This is a genomic window from Butyrivibrio fibrisolvens (assembly GCF_037113525.1).
GTDB lineage: Bacteria > Bacillota > Clostridia > Lachnospirales > Lachnospiraceae > Butyrivibrio > Butyrivibrio fibrisolvens.
This window is the reverse complement of record NZ_CP146963.1, coordinates 4,382,785-4,406,486: the sequence shown is the minus strand read 5'-3', so window position 1 is coordinate 4,406,486 and position 23,702 is coordinate 4,382,785. Positions and strand designations below refer to the sequence as shown.

20 protein-coding genes are annotated in these 23,702 nt (G+C 37.6%); 16 read left to right on the top strand and 4 right to left on the bottom strand.

Going from position 1 to position 23,702, the window contains the following annotated elements; translation table 11 throughout:
* Position 1: 1 nt before the first annotated feature.
* From WAA20_RS18775 to WAA20_RS18760, 4 genes are all read left to right on the top strand, one after another.
* A complete protein-coding gene (locus tag WAA20_RS18775) occupies positions 2-1,429 on the top strand; it encodes a HAMP domain-containing sensor histidine kinase (protein ID WP_073385691.1) in 1,428 nt (475 codons plus the stop codon).
* Between the two features lie 69 nt (positions 1,430-1,498).
* Complete coding sequence (rlmD, locus tag WAA20_RS18770; RefSeq protein ID WP_073385689.1) at positions 1,499-2,941, top strand: 23S rRNA (uracil(1939)-C(5))-methyltransferase RlmD; 1,443 nt, start codon at positions 1,499-1,501, stop codon at positions 2,939-2,941.
* 138 nt (positions 2,942-3,079) lie between these two features.
* Positions 3,080-4,489, top strand: coding sequence for an MATE family efflux transporter (locus WAA20_RS18765; RefSeq protein WP_073385688.1), 1,410 nt, complete (start codon positions 3,080-3,082; stop codon positions 4,487-4,489).
* An 83-nt stretch (positions 4,490-4,572) separates the two neighbouring features.
* Positions 4,573-5,124 carry a GNAT family N-acetyltransferase gene (locus WAA20_RS18760; protein WP_081373678.1) on the top strand — a complete coding sequence of 184 codons (552 nt, stop codon included), beginning with the start codon at positions 4,573-4,575 and terminating at the stop codon, positions 5,122-5,124.
* Between the two features lie 65 nt (positions 5,125-5,189).
* Here WAA20_RS18760 and WAA20_RS18755 read toward each other — a convergent pair whose 3' ends face one another.
* Positions 5,190-5,816 carry a hypothetical protein gene (locus tag WAA20_RS18755; RefSeq protein ID WP_139263614.1) on the bottom strand — a complete coding sequence of 209 codons (627 nt, stop codon included), beginning with the start codon at positions 5,814-5,816 and terminating at the stop codon, positions 5,190-5,192.
* Between the two features lie 51 nt (positions 5,817-5,867).
* Between WAA20_RS18755 and WAA20_RS18750 the strand changes: the two genes are divergently transcribed.
* The 9 genes from WAA20_RS18750 (at position 5,868) to WAA20_RS18710 (ending at position 17,015) form a co-directional block, all read left to right on the top strand.
* Positions 5,868-6,188 carry a resolvase gene (locus tag WAA20_RS18750; RefSeq protein ID WP_338801828.1) on the top strand — a complete coding sequence of 107 codons (321 nt, stop codon included), beginning with the start codon at positions 5,868-5,870 and terminating at the stop codon, positions 6,186-6,188.
* A gap of 57 nt (positions 6,189-6,245) precedes the next feature.
* Positions 6,246-7,304, top strand: coding sequence for an ORF6N domain-containing protein (locus tag WAA20_RS18745; protein ID WP_073385683.1), 1,059 nt, complete (start codon positions 6,246-6,248; stop codon positions 7,302-7,304).
* Positions 7,305-7,494: 190 nt separating this feature from the next.
* A complete protein-coding gene (locus tag WAA20_RS18740; protein WP_073385682.1) occupies positions 7,495-8,823 on the top strand; it encodes a hypothetical protein in 1,329 nt (442 codons plus the stop codon).
* A 174-nt stretch (positions 8,824-8,997) separates the two neighbouring features.
* A complete protein-coding gene (bglX, locus tag WAA20_RS18735; RefSeq protein ID WP_073385680.1) occupies positions 8,998-11,214 on the top strand; it encodes a beta-glucosidase BglX in 2,217 nt (738 codons plus the stop codon).
* A 382-nt stretch (positions 11,215-11,596) separates the two neighbouring features.
* The gene (locus WAA20_RS18730) at positions 11,597-12,715 is read left to right on the top strand and encodes an HAD family hydrolase (protein WP_073385679.1); all 1,119 of its coding nucleotides are present in this window, start codon (positions 11,597-11,599) and stop codon (positions 12,713-12,715) included.
* Positions 12,712-14,289 carry a SpoIIE family protein phosphatase gene (locus WAA20_RS18725; protein WP_073385677.1) on the top strand — a complete coding sequence of 526 codons (1,578 nt, stop codon included), beginning with the start codon at positions 12,712-12,714 and terminating at the stop codon, positions 14,287-14,289. Before WAA20_RS18730 ends, WAA20_RS18725 begins: the two co-directional genes overlap by 4 nt.
* A gap of 100 nt (positions 14,290-14,389) precedes the next feature.
* Positions 14,390-14,686 carry an STAS domain-containing protein gene (locus WAA20_RS18720; RefSeq protein ID WP_073385675.1) on the top strand — a complete coding sequence of 99 codons (297 nt, stop codon included), beginning with the start codon at positions 14,390-14,392 and terminating at the stop codon, positions 14,684-14,686.
* Positions 14,686-15,123: an ATP-binding protein gene (locus WAA20_RS18715; protein ID WP_330393603.1), complete on the top strand. Its 438-nt coding sequence runs from the start codon at positions 14,686-14,688 to the stop codon at positions 15,121-15,123. The genes WAA20_RS18720 and WAA20_RS18715 overlap by 1 nt, the downstream gene beginning before the upstream one ends.
* Before the next feature lie 248 nt (positions 15,124-15,371).
* On the top strand, positions 15,372-17,015 hold the full coding sequence (locus WAA20_RS18710) for a glycoside hydrolase family 9 protein (RefSeq protein ID WP_073385672.1): 1,644 nt from the start codon (positions 15,372-15,374) through the stop codon (positions 17,013-17,015).
* A 125-nt stretch (positions 17,016-17,140) separates the two neighbouring features.
* Here WAA20_RS18710 and WAA20_RS18705 read toward each other — a convergent pair whose 3' ends face one another.
* A complete protein-coding gene (locus tag WAA20_RS18705; protein WP_073385671.1) occupies positions 17,141-19,090 on the bottom strand; it encodes an NAD(+) synthase in 1,950 nt (649 codons plus the stop codon).
* A gap of 246 nt (positions 19,091-19,336) precedes the next feature.
* Here WAA20_RS18705 and WAA20_RS18700 point away from each other — a divergent pair, with 246 nt between their 5' ends.
* Positions 19,337-20,503, top strand: coding sequence for a hypothetical protein (locus tag WAA20_RS18700; RefSeq protein ID WP_073385669.1), 1,167 nt, complete (start codon positions 19,337-19,339; stop codon positions 20,501-20,503).
* Between the two features lie 45 nt (positions 20,504-20,548).
* Positions 20,549-21,487 (top strand): phosphatase PAP2 family protein, encoded by a 939-nt coding sequence (locus tag WAA20_RS18695; protein WP_073385668.1) that lies wholly within the window; start codon positions 20,549-20,551, stop codon positions 21,485-21,487.
* Positions 21,488-21,627: 140 nt separating this feature from the next.
* On the opposite strand, the gene WAA20_RS18690 is transcribed toward WAA20_RS18695, so the two are convergent.
* Together WAA20_RS18690 and WAA20_RS18685 are read right to left on the bottom strand one after the other, a co-directional pair.
* Complete coding sequence (locus tag WAA20_RS18690; RefSeq protein ID WP_073385666.1) at positions 21,628-22,353, bottom strand: LytTR family DNA-binding domain-containing protein; 726 nt, start codon at positions 22,351-22,353, stop codon at positions 21,628-21,630.
* Positions 22,334-23,047 (bottom strand): GHKL domain-containing protein, encoded by a 714-nt coding sequence (locus tag WAA20_RS18685; RefSeq protein ID WP_167562661.1) that lies wholly within the window; start codon positions 23,045-23,047, stop codon positions 22,334-22,336. The genes WAA20_RS18690 and WAA20_RS18685 overlap by 20 nt, the downstream gene beginning before the upstream one ends.
* A gap of 4 nt (positions 23,048-23,051) precedes the next feature.
* On the opposite strand from WAA20_RS18685, the gene WAA20_RS18680 reads away from it, so the two are divergent.
* Positions 23,052-23,297: a hypothetical protein gene (locus WAA20_RS18680; protein ID WP_167562660.1), complete on the top strand. Its 246-nt coding sequence runs from the start codon at positions 23,052-23,054 to the stop codon at positions 23,295-23,297.
* Positions 23,298-23,702 lie beyond the last annotated feature (405 nt).

Below are 23,702 nucleotides of genomic sequence, written 5' to 3'. Positions count from 1 at the left end.
GATGAAACGTACTATTTATCTTAAATTTCTAATTGCATATGTGCTGTTTGCTGTGTTCGGTTTTATAGCTGTTGGTACTGTTATATCCAATATGACCATGGAGCATTGCAGAAGAGCAAGGGCAGAGAGTCTTTATTCTGAGGCTATTCAGATAGCTAATACTTATGCTACTGACCTTTATAACAGTGATACTACGATCTCTACAGTTCAGTCACAGCTTATTGATCTGTCCAGATATATGCAGTCGACCATATGGATCATTAACCCGTCAGGAAGACTCGTTATTGATTCAAGCAGAGTCCTTGATGAAAATGCTGAGGTTGTTGTTGATGGATTTGATCCCACTGTTACAGGCAGTACTTACTATACTGTAGGTGATTTCTTTGGAACCTTTCCGGAAGAAGAGTTGTCGGTATTTGCTCCTATTACAGCCAATTTCAAGGTAAGAGCATATGTAGTAATACATACACCAATGAGCGCTATCAAGACAGAAGCTTATGAGCTTTTAAATATCTCTTATGTGCTTCTTATAATACTCTTCCTTCTTTCTGCTATTATTCTTATCTTTTTTACAGAACTGGTATACATACCTCTCAGGAAGGTTACGACAGCTACAGAACAGTATGCTTCAGGCAACATGGATTATAAGTTTACACTGGAATCCGATGATGAGATAGGTTACCTGGGTGCTGCAGTATCCTACATGGCAGGTGAGATAGCAAGATCGGAAGAAGACCAGCGCAAATTCATAGCTAACGTATCACACGATTTCAGGTCACCTCTTACATCCATAAGAGGATATCTGCAGGCTATGATAGACGGAACTATTCCTCCTGATATGCATGAGCATTATCTTCAGGTAGTTCTTAATGAAACAGACAGACTTACAAAGCTTACTAATGGACTTCTGACCCTTAACAACATCGGAAGCGGAATGATGCTTGAAAAGGGTGAGTTTGATATTAACAAGGTCATCAGAGATACAGCTGCAACCTTCGAAGGAACCTGCAGATCCAAGATGATCGCGATAGAACTTGTTCTTACAGATGAACAGATGATAGTACTTGCCGATATGGGCAAGATCCAGCAGGTTCTTTATAACCTTATGGACAATGCCATCAAGTTCAGTCATAACGATTCTGTCATCAAGATTGAAACTACAGAGAAGAAAAATAAGATATTCGTATCCGTCAAGGATTCCGGAATCGGAATTCCAAAGGAAGATCAGAAGATGGTATTCGAGCGCTTCTATAAGTCTGACCTTTCAAGAGGAAAAGATAAGAAGGGAACAGGCCTTGGCCTTTCGATCGTCAAAGAAATCATCAAGGCTCACGGCGAGAATATCAATGTCATCAGTACTGTAGGAGTAGGAACAGAATTTGTTTTCTCTTTGCCTAAGGCTAAAGTCATGGATGAGGATTTAGTGTAAGGCTCAAAAGAAGTTAATGGATATAAATCATTGGCTTTAAAACCAAAGCAGTTTTATGAGAGGTTTTAAATGAAAGACGATAAAAAAGCCAGATTATATAAGAAAGATGATCTGCTTACAGTTGAAATTACAGATATAGGAAATGACGGAGAGGGTATAGGCAAGATTGATGGCTATACTCTCTTTATTAAAGATGCGGTAATCGGCGACCTTGTTAAAGCCAAGATAATGAAGGCTAAGAAAAACTATGCCTATGCCCATCTTGAAGAAGTAATAACACCTTCAAAAGACAGGGTTAAGCCTAAATGTCCTATCGCAAGACAGTGCGGCGGATGCCAGATCCAGAACATGTCTTATGAAAGTCAGCTGAGGTTCAAACAAAGCAAAGTCAGAAATAATATAGTAAGACTTGGCGGCTTTGATGAGAAGGAAATAGACTCTATCATGGAGCCTATCATAGGTATGGACGATCCCTTCAAATACAGAAACAAAGCCCAGTTCCCCGTTGGAAAGGATAAAAACGGCAAGATAGTAACAGGCTTTTATGCAGGACATTCTCACAACATAATCCCTAATACGGATTGCATCATTGGCGTACCTGATAATAAGGAAATCCTTGAGATCATAATAGCTCATATGGAAAAGAACCATATAGAGCCATATGATGAAGTAACAGGTAAGGGTCTTGTAAGACATATCCTTATAAGAAAAGGCTTTGTAAGCGGCCAGCTCATGGTATGCCTTGTTATTAATTATAAGAATAAAAATAATACTGATAATATATACATCAAAAATCAGGATGAGCTTATCTCAAAGCTGTCTCTTATAGATGGAATGACCAGCATATCTGTAAGTATAAATACAGAAAAAACCAATGTAATAATGGGAACTGAGATTCACACTATATGGGGACAGGATACCATCAAAGATACACTTTGCGGTCTTGAGTTTAATATTTCACCCCTGTCTTTCTATCAGGTTAATCCCGTGCAGACAGAAAAGCTCTATGGCCAGGCAATTGAATACGCTGGTCTTACAGGTAACGAAACAGTGTGGGATCTTTACTGCGGAATAGGAACCATCACTCTGTCCATGTCCAAAAAGGCTAAGCAGGTATACGGCGTAGAGATAATACCTCAGGCAATCGATGATGCTAATGACAATGCAGCAAGAAATAGTATTTCTAATGCAAAGTTTTATGTAGGAAAAGCGGAGGAAGTACTCCCTGATTTTTATGAAAAGGAATCTGAGAAAGATAGCTCTTCAAACGCACTTCATCCCGATGTTATCGTTGTTGATCCTCCAAGAAAAGGATGCGATCAGATGTGCCTTGATACCATGCTCAAGATGGCTCCAAATAGGATCGTCTACGTCAGCTGTGACAGTGCAACACTTGCTAGAGACTTAAGAATACTTTGCGACGGAGGCTATAAGCTTGAGCATGTACGCCCTTGCGATATGTTCCCGATGAGCGTTCATGTAGAGACCGTATGTCTTTTGTCTAAGCAATAAATTCTCTGTTTTTATAAAAACAAAAGCTGTGTAAAACAGACCCAAATCAGTGAATTTAATGGGTCTGTTTTTTATTTGATGTTAAATAGATAATAGGTAATAAAACCAGATTCAGTTTTTTTAGGAGATTTGAAGAAAATGAGGGAAAAGAGTTCTATATTTGGAAATGGAAAATTTTATAAAAGCGCTCTGGCGATAGCAGTACCCATAATGCTTCAGCAGCTCATACAGAGTATGGTATCGTTGATAGATAACTTTATGGTATCAGGACTTGGTGACATATCCATGTCCGGAGTAAATGTTGCAGGACAGATACTTTTTGTGTTCATGGTTTTTGTTAACACAATCTGTATGTCAGGTGGAATATTTTTAACCCAGTTCTTTGGGGCGAAGGATAAAGCAGGAATGCAGCAGGCTTTTATGTTCAAGGTTTTAGTCAGCTTTGCAGCTATGATCCCATATCTGCTTGTGTGCATTGTATATCCCAGAGAAGTACTGTCTCTTATGGTAATTGGGAACACACAGGCAGATCTTATTCTTGATGAAGCAGTAAAGTATATGAGGATCATGTCGATGATCGGAGTTCCCATGACACTGTCTGTGTGCATAGCAAGTTCCCTTAGAGATATGGGAAAAGTTAAGATACCGCTTGTTGTTACTATAATTGCTACACTGGCAAACACAGTACTAAACTACCTACTTATCTATGGCCACCTTGGACTTCCGGCACTCGGAGTGCGTGGCGCTGCACTTGCAACTGTCATAGCAAGGACAATTGAATTTATTATATTTGCAGCAATATATATTAAAACAATACCTGATTTTGCAATTCGCTTTGGCAGAGAATTTAGGATAGACGGACAGTTGTTTAGAGAAGTACTTAAAAAAGGTGCACTTATGCTGTTTTGTGAGATGACATGGGTTCTTTCTGAAACTATAACTACAGCGATATACAATGGAAGAGGCGGAGCAGATGTTGTATCAGGAATGGCATCAAGCTTTGCAATAGCAAATCTGTTCTTCATTGCATTTGGCGGAATCTATTCAGCAACCAGCGTAATTATCGGAAAGACACTGGGTGAGGGTGATCTTAAAAAAGCACGTGCTGAAAAGACATGGCTTTTATCTGGATCATTTGTATTTGGAATTTTTATGACTTTCGTGGGATTTGCTACTACACTGATCGTTCCTGTTGTATTTGGAAAGCTTAGCCCAAGTGCTATTGCTATTTCAAGGAACATGGTAATACTTATGTCCTTCTTTATGCCTGTATGGGTCTTCATTAACGCGCAGCAGGCTGTAGCAAGATCCGGCGGAGACACAAAGATGGGTGCCTATGCAGATGCAGGAATAACAATAGTAGTTATGCTTCCAATGTTGTTTATACTTGGTAGATATACTGATATTGGACCTGTACAGATGTACCTTTGCGTTAAAATTCTGGACATTATAAAGATGGGAATATTCCATCTATGGCTGAAAAAAGAGCGCTGGCTCAATAACCTGACAGTGGCTCATTCTGTCACGGAACCTGCCAATGCGTCTTAGAATGGTGTTATACTATGAGAGATCTGGGACTTAGAAAGAAATATCACTATTCATTTTGCTAGGAGAAGGACGAGTAAAAATACATGATAAAAATAGAGACAGAAAGACTTTTCCTGTATCCAATTTCAGACGATGAGATGCAGAAAAAAATTGATAACGAGAATGATCCTGAACTGAAGAAGGCATATTCCGAAATGCTTCAAGGTCGCCTAGATAACCCTACAGACAGAGTGTGGTACGCAACTTGGAATATGGAACTTAAGAAACAGCCTCAAATCATCGTTGGAGACCTCTGCTTTAAAGGAATTACAGAGGATGGAATGGTGGAAATAGGTTATGGTCTCAAAGAAGGTTATTGCGGAAATGGTTATATGACAGAGGCAGTAAAGGCTATGACTGAATGGGCACTATCACAGAACAACGTATCACGAGTCGAAGCAGAGACCGATCCTGATAATCAGCCTTCTAAGAATATACTTGCTAAGGTGGGCTTTGTTCAAACTGGTGAAATAGGGGAGGAAGGACCTAGATTTGCATTAGAAAAAAAGATTACTGTATGCGGAACAGAATATGGAATTTTGAAAAGTGGGGAACCAAATACTGGTCAAGAACATCTGAATTTGAGGAATATCTGAAGAAGACAAAGAATTGAGGTCGCAAATTGCGACCACAAACATAAAAAACTGAGTGTGATAAGCACTCAGTTTTTTATATTATCTACGATATCTTCGATAGTAAAGGAATGAAACTCATCGTAAGCATAGAAATGACCATCATAGTTATCATAATCGTAACCATAACACCATAATAGACAGTGGCTTCCAACAACAAATGAGTTCTTGTATTCATAGAATTCTACTTCTGAATCCCAAAATGCGAAACGATGATATCCGACGATTTTATATCCATCATATTCTATAACATCTTCTCTGGTTGGAAATGCTCCAATCTCCCCTGCCCAATCAATTGCCAACGTTAAACCAATAGGGAATGGTAATGGAAAGACTGCAAAAATGATAACTACAGCAGTTATAATTGAGAGCACTCGCTTAGCAATTTTATTTTGTACGCTATTATAAAACTTTATGAATCCCCATATAAATAATATAAAACTACTTGCAAGCCAAATGAAATTGATCCAGGCCCTGAACATTAATCCGAACTGTCTTAAGATGAATCTGGCCACAAAAAATAATATAAATAATAATATACCGATAAATAGTGTGTTTTTAAATAATCTCTTCATAGGAGGAAGTATAGCACAATGAATTGTTGGATGGAAGAATTTTATTGGTATAGATAGAGGTTCGAATAATATTGGTGCCATGATTAAATTGACACAAGAGTAACATAACACTATAATAGTGTCACGATTATTTTGGCACAGAAAGGATGCGATATGATCACAACACTTGAAGATGCATTAAAAAGAATCTCAGAGCTTGCGGAAGAGAATGCAAAGCTCAAAGAAGAACTTGAATATTATAAGAGCAAAAAGTTCGCTGGCAGACAGAAGCATGATGAACATTGGATGCGGTCATATAACGACTTTGTGGTTCAATATGAAAGTGGAATGACAATAATGGAGATTGTTGGGCAAGGTGCAATCAGTCGTAGGACCGCTTACAGGTATAAGGCATATTATGAGGAAATGAAGAAGATGCAGGAAAAGGCAGAGGAAATTGAATTGCAAACTTGAGGTCGAACTTTTCGACCTCAAGTTTAGAATAATTGAGTTTAAGGTGTGAAGAAGGTTATGGCAGGAAAGAAAAAAGAACAAACAGAGAAGACGAAGATAGAGGTAATTGAAATTACAGAGGAACTTCTTAGAGAAAAGCTGTATGTAGTTCGAGGAGTTAAGGTGATGCTGGATACAGACCTTGCTAAAATATATGGATATGAAACAAAGAACTTTAATAAACAAGTGAAGAATAACGCTGCTAAGTTTGAAGGCGATGAGTTTATGTTTCGATTAACAAAAGATGAATTCGATAAAATCTTGAGGTGTAAAAATTTCACCTCAAGTTGGGGCGGACCTCGATATACACCATATGCATTCACAGAGCAAGGGGTTTATATGCTTATGACTGTATTAAAAGGTGAATTGGCTGTCAAACAAAGTAGAGATTTTGTACGTACTTTTAAAAAGATGAAGGACTATATAGTAGGTAATCAAACCCTTATTGGTCAGCGTGAAGTAATGCGGCTTTCCATGCAGACCACAGAGAATATGGCAGAAATTAGTAAACTTCGTATGGATTTAGGCTCTGTAGAAAAGCAGATGTCCGATGTTATGAATCAGCTTAATGATGTTGTTACAAAATCCGACCTGGCAGATATGATGAACAGCTTTGTTAATGATGAGGATAATGGCTGGCTTATGTACAACACTAAGTATTGCAGTGCTGATATGGCGTATTCTTCTATATATAGTCAGGCGAAGAAGTCAGTCTATCTTGTTGATAATTATATAGGATTAAGGACATTAGTAATGTTAAAGAATGCTCCGGTGGGTGCGGATATCAAAGTATTCAGTGATAATGTCGGTAATGCAAAACTGCATAATGTAGAGTTTAAAGATTTTTGCAAAGAGTACCCGGGAATAAATATTACGATGCAACACACGGGTGGAGTATTTCATGACAGGTTTATAGTGCTGGACTATGGTACGAAAAATGAAAGAGTTTTTCTATGCGGAGCGTCATCCAAGGATGCTGGAGCAAGAATAACAAGTATTGTAGAGGACTTCGGAATACAAAAGTATGATCCGATCATAAAGAAACTTCTTAAGAATGCTGTGCTTGTTCTTCCATGAATAAAGTTTTTGAAACAAAAAAGAAACATGCAACCTTTTCCGTCCAAATGGCTTTACTCAATGATTTGTGCGCTTTATCGCTTACAATTGACGCTGTATCAGATAAAGAAAAATCCAAATTAAAAGATGCTATACTGATATGGCTTACGAAGGTCAAACTGTTAATAAACTAAGTTCAGGGAGAAACACAATGAAAAAGAAGATAATTAAAACCATATCAGGGGCTATGGCTGCAGCCATTATTTTATCAGGTTGTAATAGCGCACAGCTTAAAATTGATTCAGAAGATGAAGAAGCAGTAGAAGATTCTGGTGAAGCTGATTCCGAAAATGAAAGCGATGAGGAATCTACTAACGAGAGTGAAGAAGCTTCAACTAAAGAAACTGAAGATGAAGAAACGGAAGCTAAAGAATCCGATGCCGATTCATCTGCTGATGCATCTGATGCCGCTTCTGATGCTGATGAAGAAAGCGATTCAGCAAAGAAAGACAACGATAACGATTCTAAAAAGAAAACCGATGAAAGTGAATTTGAAGATATCACTGACTACGACTCTACTGTAATGCTGGACGGAGAAGAGCTTACAGAAGATGAACTTTCAGATATTCAGGATTTTCTGAATCAACATGAGAATAACGGATTTGTAGCTACATCATACAGGACTCCGGACAAGGCGAACTGGAACGAGGTATTCTATGGCGGAGCTGGTATTGAAAACTGTGATTTTCCTGACGAAGCGCTAGATGCATATCTTGATGCCATAGGCAAAGATTTTGTTGAGTATGACTTGATAGCTCTTTCAGGAGATGATGTCAGATCATATGTAGAAAGCAAAACAGGCATAACTGATTTTGATATTTCGTTATTAGGCGGCTTCACTTATATAGAAGAATACGACATTTTGTTTGATCAGGTCAGTGATACTAATCATGTGAATATTGTATGCGAAGAAGGTATTAGAAGAGATGACCTGATACAGGTTCTTGTATATGGTGAAATGCAAATGGTTGGCGAGCTTGGAGCATACAGACGTATTTCATTAATAGAAACCGGCGATTCCGATAATCCATATATGTTCTATTCAAACAGGGAACTATGGGAAGACTATGCAGATTCTGTTATTGAAGCAAGTGTTTACGGAACAGATGAAACAATTACCTGCGCTACTTCTGGTACTGCATATGGTCCTGATATTGCCATAATAGAAGATAATGCAGTTGAAGATATTATATATCCAAGGCTTAGTGATATAAATCTGTCAGACTTTAATGATGTTAAAGAAATTGCATTCTGCGATGTAAATGGTGATGACCTTACAGACATGGTACTTATCTTATCAGATGGAGATGATACAGTTGCTGTAGTATGTGATGCATATGAATACTATGAGGGATATATAGAATATTCTCAGGGAAGCAGCGCGGTAACAATCTGGCTAAGTGATAATGTCAAAAAACTTACAGCAGACAATGTTATCGAATATATTCTGAACCATCAGGATGAATATAACGAATTATAATAGTTATAAAATATAGATAATAATACATGATCAGTTCCGGTAAATGACATAACGAGCTTTCACCGGAACTGATTTTATTTTGGTAAAAGAAGATAAGTCTTTCACTTGACTCAAAATTAGTTTACGATGATGATTAAAAGCGTAGTAATCAATTTTTGAATAAATGAGGATCCTATGAAAAAAAGTGATTTATTAGCATTATTAAAAGACATGTCTCTTGAAGAGAAGATCATGCAGCTGGTACAACTCCCTGGTAGCACATTTGAAGAAGATGCTGCTGTAACAGGTCTTGCCGATGATAAGGCGCTTAAAAAACTTAAGACTCTTGCCGGAAGTACTCTTGGTCTTCATGGTACAGACAAACTAATAAAAATACAAAAAGAGTATATAGAAAATCATCCGCATCACATCCCGCTTCTGTTCATGCTTGATGTTATCCATGGACATAAGACAGTTCTTCCTTGCCCGCTTGCACAGGGAGCAACATTTGATACAGATGTTGCCAGAAACGGCGCTGCAGTGCAGGCCAGAGAGACTTCAGCAGATGGCGTTCACGTAACCTTTTCTCCGATGGCAGACCTTGTAAGGGATGCAAGATGGGGACGTGTTGTTGAGTCAACTGGTGAGGATGCATATCTTAATGGTAAGATGACAGCTGCCATGGTAGAAGGCTATCAGGGTGAAGATATTAAAGATATTGACCACATCGCAGCATGTGTTAAGCACTTTGCAGCTTATGGAGCTTCAGAAGCAGGAAGAGATTATAACAACGTTGAACTGTCTGACTATACACTGCGCTCAGAGTATCTGCCTGCATATAAAGAGGCTATATCTGCAGGCGCAAAGCTTGTCATGACGTCTTTTAACACATTAAATGGAATTCCTTCATCCGGCAATAACTGGCTTATGAGAGACATTCTCAGAGATGAGATGAACTTTGACGGCGTACTTATCTCTGACTGGGCAGCGATCGCAGAGATGTTAAACTGGGGATTTGCACAGGATGCAAAAGACGCAGCAGATAAAGCGATCGAAGCAGGCGTTGATATAGATATGTGTACTGACATGTACAGCGGCAATCTTGAAACTCTTATTAATGAAGGAAAGATCTCTGAAAAACTTATCGATGATGCAGTATTTAGAGTACTTTCTCTCAAGAATGACCTTGGACTTTTTGAAGATCCTTATCACGGAGCATCAAAAGAAAGATTTGAAAAAGTAGCGCTGTCAGATGAAAACAGAAAGATCGCAAGAGATGCTGTACGCAAGTCTCTTGTCCTTCTGGAAAATAAGAATGGAGCCCTTCCTCTTAAAAAGAGCGAGAAGATAGCCTTTATAGGACCTTACGCTGACAATATCGATCTTAGAAGTTCATGGGCTATATCAAGCGATCCCGAAACAACAGTAACTATCAAGAAGGCTGCGCAGGAAGTCTTTGGAAAGGATAGCGATGTTAGATTTGCAAATGGCTGCCAGGTAGTTCCAAACGATACTGATCTTGGAATGTTTAAATTCCATTCAGATACCTGGGAAGAGGACAATGATAAGCTGGTAAAAGAAGCTCTTGAAGCAGCTGACTTTGCAGATACAGTAGTTATGTGCCTTGGCGAGCATGTATTCCAGTCAGGTGAATCTACAAGCCGCACTGATATAAGAATCCCTTCTGTTCAGAAAGAACTTTTTGATAAGATAAAGACTAAAGGTAAAAAGCTTATAACACTGATTTTTACAGGAAGACCTCTTGTACTTGACGACATCCCAGAAGTTTCAGATGCCCTTATGATCTGTTGGAGACCGGGAACAGAAGGTGGACATGGTATCATGGATGTCCTTATGGGAGAAGTATCCCCTTCAGGTAAGCTCCCTATGAGCTTCCCATGGAGCGCATCTCAGGAACCTCTTTATTACAACTGCTTCAAAACAGGAAGACCAAAGCCTCTAGAAGGACTTAGCATCTTTACATCAAGATATCTTGACTGCCCTAATGAAGCAAGATACGCATTTGGATACGGACTTACCTATTCACAGTTTGAAATTTCAAAGTGCGAACTTGATAAAGAAGTTCTGAATAAGTCAGATCTAAGCGATAAGATCACAGCTACAGTTACTGTAAAGAACACTGGTGATACAGATGCTGCCCAGATTCTTCAGCTCTATATTAGAGACGTATCCGGCAGCAGGGTTAGACCACTTAAGGAACTTAGAGGCTTTAAGAAAGTATTCCTTAAAGCAAAAGAAGAGACAAGTGTAAGCTTCGATATTACAGAAGATCTTCTCAGATTCTGGACTATAGATAATAAATATGATAGTGAAAAAGGAAAATTTGAAGTATTTATCGGTTTTGACAGCGTGCTCATAGATGACAACATTTCTTCCTTTGAACTTATGTAAATAATATTTATAAATGTCAAAAAAACTGAGTGCTAAATAGTATGTGTCTGATATTCCAGATTCATATCATTTGCGCTCAGTTTTTTTCTATTTCTTTTCATGTCAAAAGAGATATATAGCTGACTTGAAATTTTAAATTCCAGTGAAAAGGCAAATTCTACCGCTTTTTTTAAATTCCCAGAATTTTCGGTATAGAACTATTTTTACATTTGATAATAGCGATGTGCGAAATATGATAAAATATAATTATGTCTTATCATTAATGATTCTTTGAAATAATACGATAATGTCACATAAGTTTTTTCACCAATTAAATTCAGATAGTTAAAAGCGCAGCCTTAATTAAAGAAGACTTAAGAGACCGAAAGGAGACATCTAAGTCATGAGTATAATGAAGTGCAGTTCTTTTAATATCAAAAAAATCAGAAGTTTATTATCAGTATTTGTTATCGCGGCATTGTCTGCCACACTTATTTACATAGCAGGATGCAAAAATAACAGCGAGATACCTCTTTCTGAATATTGGTCATCTGACTCTGAGGCAGCAGTGAGCCTTAGAGAATATGTGACAAAGGTTACTAATAGTAAAGATACTGCAAATTTTATCCCGGTAGAAGATCGTATAGCCGTATTCGATATGGACGGAACTCTTACCTGTGAGACTTACTACACCTACTATGACACTATGATGTTTATCAGTTTCTGTCTCGAAGATCATCCCGAAAGGGTATCAGATGAACTGACGGTAGCGGCAGCTCAGATTAGACCCGGGTACACAGCAGGCGAAGAGCTTGCAAGGAATTTTGCAAAAGCCTACGCAGGAATGACGGTGGAAGAGCTTTATGATTATGCCGTAGAGTTTGGTCAGAAGCAGACGGACAGCTTTAAGAATATGCGTTATATAGATGGTTTCTACCTTCCCATGGTGGAGGTTGTCAAATACCTTTATGACAATGACTTTACTATCTATGTGGTCAGCGGCACAGAACGCACAACGACAAGAGCGATCATAGCCAATTCTCCAATAAGTGAATATGTGTCGCCTTCCCATGTGATAGGAACCGAGTTTGAAGTGAAAGTAAAAGGAAACGAAGACGTCTCTTCAAATATGGACTATAAATATGCTGATGGAGATGAGCTCGTTTTTACAGGTGAATTCATCCAAAAGAACCTTAATGCCAATAAGACCATCTGGATAGAGCGTGAAATAGGACAGTATCCGGTTCTTGCATTTGGAAACAGCGGAAGCGACACCAGCATGATGAATTATACCCTTGATTCAAGAAATCCTTATCCGTCCATGGCATTTATGGTTGTAGCTGATGACGATGTCCGCGAATGGGGAACACAGGATTGGGATGAAAAATCAGCAGCGTATAAAGAACAGGGTTATGTACCCATTTCTATGAAAAAAGATTTCTTAAAGATTTATCCGGATACTATAAAAAGGGCTGATGTTCAGTACATAGAGCCTGAAGATGCTTTGGAAGGTGCAGCATGAAAAAACATTGGGGAATAAATAAAAAGACCCTGGTAAGTATAATCATTTTCACACTTTTATTAGTTGTGTTATTAGGAGTCAGTGGATCAATTCTCTTCGACAGAGTAATTGAAAAGCAGTATAACGACAAGGGGTATGTTATAGCTAATATCATCTCTAATGATCTGGATCATGACAAGATCGCCCAGTATACGACTACCTGGGAAGCAGATGATTACTATCATGAGATGGAAGAGTATTTGCATCACATCGAGGAATACTCAGGTGCGGCATATATTTATATTGCCGTTCCCTATGAAGATAGCACCATGAGGTACGTTTACGATACAGCGACATATATAGGCGATTCAGATCCTATCGCAGCATCCTTTGAAGAGATATGGAGAGCGTATACCACAGGTGAAAGGCCAAAAAGTTATCTTACAAGACATTCCAAAAAGTATGGATATCTTACCTCCAGTTGTCTTCCGCTTAAGGACAGTAATGGACAGACAGTGGCGCTCCTTTTTGTTGATACAAACATGGAAGTCATTTTGGAGGTTATCAGAAGCTATGTGATCAACATGGTATGTGTTTCTCTTATTCTTCTTACTGTATTCTGTATCTTGCACTGGTATTTCATGAGAAAAAAGCTTATAAATCCATTGGTGCTTATAAGAAATAATGTAAGGAATTTTGCACAGGGGACACCTGATAAAGAAAGCCTTCTGGATCAGATAAATACAAAGGATGAGCTGGAAGAACTTGCAAGATCAGTAGATTTAATGGAAAAAGAATTAAATGAGTACATTGGAAATCTGGAAAGTATTACTGCAGAAAAAGAACGTATTAAAACAGAGCTTTCCCTGGCTACAAAGATACAGCTTTCACTTATCCCCCATGATTTTCCCCCTTTTCCTGATCGCAGAGAATTTGATATCTATGCAACAATGGAACCGGCAAGAGAAGTGGGTGGTGACTTCTATGATTTTTTCCTGATAGATGATGATCATCTTGGTCTGGTAATGGCTGATGTATCCGGAAAAGGAATCCCGGCAGCTCTTTTCATGATGATATCAAAGATCATCTTGCAAAGCTGTGCGATGCTTGGAAAATCTGCCTCTGAAACCCTGGAAAAGACTAATGAAGCAATCTGTTCCAACAATCAGACAGATATGTTTGTTACCGCATGGTTTGGAATTCTGGAGATATCGTCAGGAATACTGTCATGTGCCAATGCGGGACATGAGTATCCTGTAATAAAGAGAGCGAATGGGAATTTTGAATTATTTAAAGATAAGCACGGCTTTGTAATAGGAGGCATGGATGGTACTGTTTATAAAGAGTATGATATTGAACTGAAAGCAGGAGATAAGCTCTTTTTATATACAGACGGAATTCCGGAAGCAACAGATGATCATGAACAAATGTTTGGTACAAATAGAATGATAGATGCTCTGAATTCCTCAAAAGATGCATCTGCCAAAGAGATTCTTGGAAATGTTCGGTCTGAGATCGAGAAATTCGTTAATGGGGCTGAACAGTTCGATGATATGACTATGATGTGTTTTGAGTATCTGGGTAAGGCCGAATAGGCAGGAATTCAATCTGCTGTAAAACTGATTGCTATTATGATAAAATATATATGTGTTACTGACAAAACATATTTCTTATGATTTGACAAGGAGACCAGCTATGAACATTAGTAAGAGTAAAAATGGTGAAGAACTCACAATCGCGATTGAGGGAAGACTTGATACTACAACTGCTCCTGAGCTTGACGATGTAGTTAAGAGTGAGATCGAAGGAATAACAAAGCTTGTATTCGATTTTGCAAAGCTTGAGTATATTTCATCTGCAGGACTTCGCGTTCTTTTATCTTCACAGAAGATCATGAACAAGCAGGGTAGCATGGTCGTTAAGAATGTTAGCGAGGAAGTTAACGAAATATTTGAAGTAACAGGATTCCAGGATATTCTGAGTATTGAATGATGGAACAAAGATTATCTATAGAGGCAAGTATTGATAATCTGGATGAAGTAAATGGTTTCGTTGAATCGCATCTTGAAGAAGCAGGATGCTCTATGAAGCAGATAATGCAGATGAGCCTTGCAGTAGAAGAAGTATTTGTTAACATAGCGCATTATGCTTACAGTAAGAAAGATGCAGATGGAAAGGCGATTCCTGATACCGGAACAGGCCCCGCAGAGATCATTCTAAATGCAGATGATTCAAAGATCTTGCTGACCTTCATTGATGAAGGAATGGAATATGATCCATTAAAAAAAGAAGACCCCGATACAACTTTGGCAGCAGAAGACAGGGAAATCGGAGGTCTTGGGATTTTTATGGTCAAAAAGACTATGGATGATGTTTCATATAGATATGAAGGCGGCAAAAATATTCTCACACTGACCAAGATGAGGTGAGGATTTTTTGAAGTATGACTTCTTGAATGTAAATTACAGAAACGCGCATTTACTGCGTGTTTCGTGATTCAATGAATCGGTTGGCAATCTGTAATATAAAAAAACACTGATAAAGAATCAGTAGAACCGTAAATGATCTGATTATAAGTTCATTTACGGTTCTTTTTTGTTTTACCCTTGTGTATAATTGTAATGATAAGAAATCTTGTCGATAAAGATAATTACTAAAACTTTGAAGGGGGATTATCATGGCACGAATTTTTATGAATCAGGTTGGCTTTAAGCCTGATAGCAGCAAGAAGGCAGTACTTGACTTCGCAGGATCTGATTTCTCAGTCAAGGATGAAAATGGGAAGGATGTTTATACCGGTAAGGTAAGTCACTTTGGAACAGATGAGGTATCCGGAGAAGATACATATGTAGCTGACTTTAGTAATTTTAAAGAAAATGGAACTTTTAGTATAACTTCAGGTGATGCTGTTTCCACACATTTTTCAATTGGTAATAATGTTTATGATAAGCTCATGAAGGATATCTGCAAGTGCTTCTATTTCCTTCGCTGCGGCGATGCTCTTACTAAGGAGTTTGCAGGTGAGTATTATCATGAACCCTGTCATATGGGAAAGGCTACTGTATACGGCGAAGATACTGAGCCTGTTGACGTTACAGGCGGATGGCATGATGCAGGAGATTATGGCAGATATTCAACGGCAGGAGCTGTTGCTGTCGCACATATATTGTATGGTGTCAGATTTTTCAATAACCTTCTTGATGTAGATTTTAATATCCCAAAGGTAAAAGGAGATAAGGGTAATCTCCCTGACATCCTTGCAGAAGTTAAGGTGGAGCTTGATTTTCTTAAGAAAATGCAAAGAGAAAACGGCTCTGTATGGCATAAAGTAACTACATTTTGCCACGCTCCTTTTGTTATGCCAGAAGAAGACAAGGAAGAGCTCTTCCTATTTCATGTATCATCACTTGCTACAGCAGATATAGCAGCTGTATTTGCTCTTGCATACAGCATCTATAAGGATTATGACAAAGCTTATGCTGACAGCCTTCTGGAAGTTTCAAAGAAAGCATACAAGTGGCTTAAGGAAAATCCTGACGAGCTCCTGTTCTTTAATGCAGAAGGATCAAACACAGGTCAGTATGATGAAGCTGAAGATATCTCAAATAGATTCTGGGCAGCAGCTTCTCTTTATGAAGTTACAGGTGATAAAGAATACTATGAAGATATAAAATATCAAAAAGATAGATTATTATCTTTTGATAAGAATGCTACTAAAAAAGGCTATCAGGGCAATGTACTTACATGCCTTGGATGGGCAGAAGTAGCAGGTCTTGGATCACTGTCAATTCTTCTTAAGAATGACGGCGATGACCTTAATAAAGAGATAAAGAAGGCTTTCACAGGTGAAGCAGACAGGCTTGTTTCAAATGCAAAGAAAAACGGATTTGGTCTTTGCATGGAAGCCAAAGACTTCATCTGGGGCAGTAACATGGAGCTTTTAAAATACCTTATGATCCTTACTGTTACAGATAAGAAGATAGAAGGAAAGCCTGAATATAAAGATGCGATCACATCAGGACTTGATTACCTTCTTGGTTGCAACAGCATGGACGTAAGCTACGTAACAGGTAATGGCGAAAAGGCATTCAAGAATCCGCACCTTCGTCCTACAGCAGTAGATGATATAGAAGAACCATGGCCGGGTCTTGTATCAGGCGGTCCAAATGTTGGACTTCAGGATGAGAGAGCCAAAGAAGTACCGGCAGGTTCTGCACCTATGAAGTGTTATCTTGACCATATCGACTGCTACTCACTTAATGAGATCACGATCTATTGGAATTCACCACTGGTATTCGTGATGGCAGGACTGCTTAGCTGATTATTTATAATAAGGCTCATTAAAATAAGCTCAAACTTCCTAAGATAAAAGGAGAGTTTGAGCTTATTTAATATTTCGATATTCTGCGTTTGCCTATAGTTTTGGAATAATCTAAGATTACTTTTCTATGCTATATCAAGGTCTCTAAGCCACATCTTATAGGATGCATCACTTGGCATTCGCCAGTCGCCTCTTGGAGACAGTGTCACAGAACCAACCTTAGGTCCGTCCGGAAGGCAGCTTCTCTTAAACTGCTGGGTAAAAAATCTTGTGAAAAAGCGTTTTGCTGCTGCAAGGATTTCTTCCCTATCCACATCAGGATATGCTCTCATGGCAAAAGCAGCGGTTCTTGCAGGTTCGAACCCAAACCTCAAAGTATAATATAAGAAGAAATCATTAAGGTCATACTTACCTATTTTTTCTTCAGTTTTCTGAGTGATAGCACCGTTATCTGTTGGTGTAAGTTCAGGAGTAATAGGTGTATCGCAGATAGAAAGTATGGTCTTTTTAAGTTCATCATCACCGCAGGTCTTGGCATAAGCACGGCAGACATATCTTACAAGTGTCTTGGGAACAGATGCATTCACCGCATACATTGACATATGGTCGCCATTATAAGTGCACCAGCCAAGAGCAAGCTCGGACAGATCGCCTGTTCCAACGACAAGACCGTTTTTCATATTGGCTGCATCCATAAGGATATAGGTACGCATCCTGGCCTGGGCATTTTCATAAGTAGTATCGCCTTCTCCCTGATATTCAGCGCTATGGCCTATATCTTTAAGATGGGATATCACTCCTTTTTCTATAGGTACTTCATAGCTTTCATCAGCAAGAAGCTTCATGAGTCTGTCTGCATTATTATATGTAAGCTTTGATGTGTTTCCTTTTTTGGGCATTGTATAAGTAAGTATTCTGATATCTTTTACAAGCTTTCTTGCTTCTGCACATACAAGAAGTGCAAGAGTAGAATCAAGTCCTCCTGAAATTCCTATCACAAGATTTTTAATGCCTGACATCCTCACTCTTGTTGCAAGACCCTGAGCCTGAATGCGAAGTATCTTGCGGCACCTTGATCCAAGCTCCTTATCATCAGATGGGATAAAAGGATTACGGCTGACAGGATAAGAGATATCATCAAGAATATCTGCAAGTTCGAAGCATGTCACGCTGTCGCTTCTTTCAGCCTTGATGCTGACATTTATCTTTCTATATGTCCTTTGTTCAAAACTTTCAAATGTAGTCTGATGTCTTCTGTCATGCATTATCTTTGTAAGATCGATATAAGAAGAGCTTACAAAAGGTCTTTCTTCAAAGATATCTTCTTTTAATACAGATCCTGACTGCGCAATTATGCTATGACCTGAAAAAACAAGGTCGGTACTGCTTTCATCCATACCGGCAGATACATAGATATATGCAAGATAACAGGAACCGCTCTGCTGCTCCACAAGGCGTCTTCTGTATTCTTCTTTGCCTATAAGTTCATCTGATGCAGATGGGTTAGCTATGATATTAGCTCCTGCAAGGCTCATATGGGTGCTTGGCTTATCAGGTACCCACAAGTCTTCACAGATCTCTACACCAAGTACTGCTCCGCTCATGGCGTCACTTAGAAGGATATCTGTTCCAAACGGGATGTCCTCTCCGTGTATATTAATAGTATATCCTTTGATATCTCTTCCTGATGTGAACCATCTTCCTTCATAGAATTCAGAATAGGTTGGAATGTACTGCTTGGGAATAAGAGCGCAGACTTTGCCTTCTGATACTATTGCAGCGCAGTTATATAGCCTGTTTTCATAGCGAACAGGAAGACTTACAACGGCTGTAAGACCTTTGCAGTCTGCTGTTTCATCTGCTATGCGAAACAGGGCATCTTCTGCTTTACTTAGAAGTAGCTCACTTCCAAACAGGTCAGCGCAGGTATATCCTGTGATGCAAAGTTCAGGAAATACGATCACGCCTTTACCATGACCCTTGATAAGCTCTATTATCTGGTCCGTGTTATAATCTACGTCTGCAACCCTTAATGAAGGAATTGCTGCACTTGTTTTTATAAGATTGTTCTTCATAATTAACCTCTTTTTTATTAATAAAAAAATGCAGACAAAGCGTAATCAGGCGCCTTTGTCTGCATATTGGAATTATATATCTGAGAAAAATCTTAGTCAAATTTAGTTTTAATAGCCTTAATTATCGTGGTTGTTCAGTCATTTCAACTCAATGTCGGTAACATATGAATCAGCAGAACTTAGGTATTCGTCATGCCATTGTCAAGAACTATAGCAAACTGTATCATGGTATTGGAGGTTATAGTCATGACGTTTGAAGCATATACTAATCCGGATTTTACCATTGATAAAAAGATCTTGTTCTTTTTCATTACACTTCTTGGAACTGCACTGTGTACTTTCCTTATTATACTAATTGAAAAGCTTGTATTCAGACTTGATATTGGAAAAAACGCACCTTCTTCTGACAGTAAAAAACTTTTTCACAGGATACAGAGATTATATGAGATGATAATATCAGGAACTTCTGTAATGTCGTTCTCCGTTGCCTATGTTGTTATCAATCATATAAACACACTATATAATGCAGGTCAGGGGCATTCTGATCCTTCTATAGTTAATTTCATAAACCTATGGACGGAGGGTAAAGATTTTATATTACTGCTTCTGATTCTTATATCCTGCGTACTTAATACGATTCTGGACAGCTTCCTTATTCCTCTTAAACAGCTTGATAAGAGTGAAAAGGCGACCATGCGAATGCTTGGAATGTTCTATGTAATCATTATTCTTATGTACCTTAATCTTATCGGAGATAAGAGTGAGTATGGTCCTGTAATGATGTATTATTTCGGACTAATGGTAGGTCGATTCGTATACTTCGATGCTTCGATCGGAGATTTCTTTGCAAATATAAAAAATGTTTTTATAAATCTTCCATATCTTATCATGTGCCTCATTCTTACAGCGCTTCTGTGCATGTTTGGTTTTGGCCAAGGATATTTTATTGAAAGAAACTACTACATTGTTGGTATTTATTACGCGCATCTATTCATGTTGATATGCGTATTCATCCTTAACATCGCACTTCTTATATACAAGAAAGTAGCTTATCCTAATGTGCCAGACGAAGATTCTGAAATAAATAATGATCAAACAGGAAATTATTATCCTCAGAATAACTATAATTACCAGATGAATAATAATTATTCTGGTAACATTAATAATGAAAATAACTACTACGATAATGCAAATTATGGAAGACGTAATAGTTACCCTTCCAGAGGTAATACTTCACAACTAAACTCAAATCAGGCTAATAACAGAAATATATCAAGAAGTAAAACTATGCCCAGAAACAATAGTGCACCAAGGCCTAATGCATCACAAAGCAATAATCAGCCAAGAAATAGCTATCATCAAAGCAATAACCAAACAAGAAATAATGTTCCTCAAAACAATATTCACCGCTAATAACTAAACCAAAACAAGAATATATACAAAAAGAGGAGACGCATAATGGATACAATAACAGGTAATAGTTTCTACTTTGATTTCGAAGTAAAGCTCATGGAATATCTGCAAACAGCTCTGGGAGATAAGGCGATAAGTATTATATCTTTCTTCTCAGCCTTTGGAGAAGAGATGTTCCTGATTGCGATCCTTGGATATATATACTGGTGTTACGACAAGAAATTCGGTATATATGCAGGAACAAATATGGTAATAGGAATTGTCCTAAATCCTCTTGTAAAAAACATCTTCTGGAGAAGGCGCCCCTACTTCGATAACGAAGCTATCAAGTGCCTTCGACCTGTGGACAGCAGCGCTGATATCTATGATATTAAAGCTCAGGGATTTTCATTCCCAAGCGGTCATTCCACTAATTCCATAACTGCTTATGGTTCTATCAGCAGATACAAAAAGAATAATGTTGTTAGAATACTTGCATTTGTATTTTCTCTTTTGGTAGGATTTTCCAGAATAGTTGTCGGGGTTCACTATCCAACAGATGTACTGTGCGGTTGGCTCCTTGGAATTGTAGTAATATTCCTAACCCCAATGATCATAGATAAGTTCGGCCCACAAAAGAGGTGGCTGGCATTTCTTATAATATTCCTGGTTGGATGCCTTGGATTTTTCTACTGCAAGACAACAGATTACTTCTCAGGGCTCGGCATCATGGGAGGATTCTTTGTATCCGTAGAATACGAAGAAAGATTCGTTCACTTTGAATCTACACGAAATCCTGTTTTCAGTATAACAAGAGTCTTTGGAGGCTATGCATTATACATTGCACTAAATCAAGTTCTAAAAATTCCATTTAATGCAGATTTCCTTGCATCAGGGACACTACTTTCAAATTTCGTTCGCTTTTTAAGATATTTCATTGTTGCATTTGTATGCGTTGGATTATATCCGCATGTCTTTAAGATAGAGAAGCGTTTTAAACAGTAGTTCGAACTTTTTATTTACAGTATGCAAAAAAAATCTAATTATTTTTTCATTTATGGGAATAGGGTATCAGCAATTTGATACCCTGTTTTTATTTGTCCAGGAAATAAAAAGATATGTTAGCTTTGTTGCTAATGCTTCCATTATTGGAATTCCTCATTTCTGTTAAAACGTGTAGTATATTGTAAGTATTGTGTTTTGAAGTTTTTAAGATAGGTTCTTCCTACTTCAACAGTACTCCCGTTTGATAAGTGTATTTTATTCTGGCTAAACTTAAATACGTGAGATAGATTTATTATATATGAGCGATGCACTTGAACGAATTGTCGCGGTAAAGAATTAATAATTGTATTTAGGTTATTGTATTGCGCGTACACAGTTTTTGTGGTTGTTATATCAACATAATGTCTGTTAACTGAAAATGATATTATTTCATGATAAGGAATAGATACTGTGATTTGCTGTTTGTTACGGTAGATATAACAATTGGAATGACGCTTCTTTTCAATCTCTGATAAACATCTAAAAAAGATATCATTATTTAATGGCTTTAAGAGGTAATTAAATGCATGGACATTATACCCTTCAAAGACAAAATCCTTGAAAGCTGTGAGAAAAATAATATCTCCCTTATAATCTAGAAGCCTAAGTCTTTTGGCGGCTTCTATTCCATTCATATTTCCCATTTCTATATCAAGTAAAAACAGGTCTATATTTGGACTGTAGTTTTGGGGGTCGTAAAAAAAAGATTCGGCGTTTTCAAAGTGCAATAACGAAAGCTCTATATCATAATTCTCGACCCAATCTTCAAGAGATTGTTTTATTCTTTCATATTCGATTCTATTATCTTCAAGAATTACTATTTTCATTTGTTGTTTTTTCCTTTAATGGGAACATAATATGTACACAGAAACGATTGTCATGATCAGTTATTTCAATTATTCCATCGTTTTGATCTACAATTTCATTTATACGCTTAAGTCCGGTTCCATTTAGTTTTCCAGTTTTTGTCGAAAGAAAATTGCCAGCAGAATCCTTTTTACAAATACCATTGAAGGTGTTTTCTATACTAATTAAAATCATGTTTTCAATTGGTTTTATATAAAAATCAATCAATGGAATGATTGAACTATCAGTTCTTATGAGATTTTCACAAGCGGTGATTGCATTAGTCCATAGGTTTCCTAATAAGGACGACGTTAGAATCGGATTAAGAGAAAAAGTATCTGGAACAGTTAAGACATAGGATACTTTTATACCTTTCTGTTCAGCTTTAGGAATACATGTGGATAATATGCAGTCAATTGCAGAATTTCCGGTAGATATGAATTTATTCATTTCATCAAAAGAACCTACGTAGTTCTTAATATATTCATTCAGCTCGTCGTAGCTTTTATTGTTTGCTAAAAATTGAATGGCAGATAGGTGATGCTGCATATCGTGTTTAAGTTTTCGTAAGGATTCGGTTGTTTCGATGAGGTTCTTATAATCAGCCTCTTCGAGTAGTAATTGCTGCTTTTCAGTTAATAGATTCCTGTTCTGCTCTTTTGTGCAGTATAGCATGTAAATGTACGATAGAAGAAGCAGAAATAGAATACAGTATATTGAAGATACCAATATTAATTCATTACTGAAATTGGAATTCTTAAATATGATAAAAGACTTTATTGTTACTGAAGCTATATATTGCCCAAAAAAGAAACCAATTATGCACAGTGCAATATATGAAAGGGTTTCAACCGGAGATAAAGATATATATTTCCACTTTATGAAATGGGATAAATATACAAAAATAGCTATGCAAGATAAATAAGTCAGAGTTGTAGGAACTCTTAAGGGACCACCAACTAAGGTTGTAGTCAGGTCTGATTTGGAAATGAATTGTAACAGCATAGTAGCTATAGTGTCTGAGGCATATAATATTGCCAGAAAAATACTTGAGAATAACAGCTTTATAGAAAGACTTTTTTTGTAGAAAATGAGTGTAAAAAATAAGAAAATAAAAAAAGCAATTATATAAGAGATACCATAGCTAATTTGAAAATAGTTTAAAATGCTTGTACTAATAGAGTCTAATAAAATATATAAAATCATTAATATCTTAAATCTCTTTTGAGTAAAACGATAAGAGTCCTTCATTTTGTCTTCAATAAATATATAAAAAAAAGAACTCTCGATAAGATTGATAAGTATCTCCCAAACGTATTTTAATGAAATC